Source organism: Sporosarcina sp. GW1-11 (genome assembly GCF_033088395.1).
Taxonomy (GTDB): Bacteria; Bacillota; Bacilli; order Bacillales_A; family Planococcaceae; genus Sporosarcina.
This window is the reverse complement of sequence record NZ_JAPMIW010000046.1, coordinates 1-1,204: the sequence shown is the minus strand read 5'-3', so window position 1 is coordinate 1,204 and position 1,204 is coordinate 1. Positions and strand designations below refer to the sequence as shown.

The window sequence follows — 1,204 nt, the reverse complement described above, 5'->3', positions numbered from 1 at the left end:
GAGCTTTATTTTGAAGGGCATGCCGCAAAAAGACTGGCGGAAGAACATGGAATTAAAAATCGTAGACGAATTTTGGAGTGGGTGGAAATCGTAAGAAGAACAGGCACGTTCGACTCTCTAAAAGATCGGCGGGGGCATGCCAATGCAGGTCAAAGTAGAACGCGCACATTGCCTCTAGAGAAGGAAAATGAGCGCCTACGGATGGAAATCCATTACCTAAAAAAGCTTATGGAACTGAAAGGCAGGTGAACGAAAAGGCGGAAGCATACTATTTTATCGAGACGTATCGGGCAACCTATCCAGTGTCTTTTTTAGCTAAGGCGGCCGGCGTTTCCCGAAGCGGCTATTATAAATGGCGAACGCAAGGCGCACGTCCAACACGGGAAGAGCGTGACAAACCATTACTTATCCAGATGATTTCTCTCTATCAAACACACGGAGGGAATTTGGGGAATGAGCGCTTTAAAGATGCCTTATATGAAAAATATCATGTGATTGTCAGTGTAAAACGAGTCAGACGGATGCGGGAAAGATATCATATGCCTTTGAAAACCAAGCGAAGAAGACCGAGGAAAAATGGGCAGCAACCACACGGTCACATCAAAAATTTATTGAATCGCAATTTCAACGCAATCAAACCGGGCATAAAATTCTGTATGGATATCACGTATTTAGAAATAAAAAAACCTGAAAAAGACTTTCTCTATCTCTGCAGTATTATGGATTTATATAATAATGAAATCGTGGCGTACAGCATCGGCGAGTATCAGGATAAGGAACTTGTCAATCAAGCGCTTGACCGCTTAGCTGAAAGAGGATACAAAAAAGGTGCCCTTCTACATAGTGATCAGGGCACCCAATTTACGAATTTTGGCTACTGTAGTCAACTGAAGAAGATGAAGCTTACACAATCCATGTCCCGCAGAGGCAACTGCTGGGACAACGCCTGTATTGAAAGTTTCTTCAGTAAGCTGAAAACGGAAATGCCTGGATTTACACAACCGGAAACAGCTGAAGAAATGAAGCAAGCTGTCGCCGACTATATTACTTATTATAACCATGTGCGACCTCAATTAAAACTAAAGAAAAGTCCGGTTAGTCATCGGCTCGAACAGGTCGCCTAAGCGTGATAACAGGGAGATCCACTGGCGACTTTACATGGAGTGGCAGGCATGATAACGTACGCTGGCACAGTCGGCTGGTA

The 1,204-nt window shown here is 43.9% G+C and carries 1 protein-coding gene and 1 pseudogene; both read left to right on the top strand.

Features of this window, described 5'->3' with window-relative positions; genetic code table 11:
* Positions 1 to 249, top strand: a pseudogene (locus ORD22_RS15115) (hypothetical protein); the annotation flags it as partial.
* Positions 246 to 1,124 carry an IS3 family transposase gene (locus tag ORD22_RS15110; protein WP_317646968.1) on the top strand — a complete coding sequence of 293 codons (879 nt, stop codon included), beginning with the start codon at positions 246 to 248 and terminating at the stop codon, positions 1,122 to 1,124. The pseudogene ORD22_RS15115 and the gene ORD22_RS15110, both read left to right, overlap by 4 nt.
* Positions 1,125 to 1,204 lie beyond the last annotated feature (80 nt).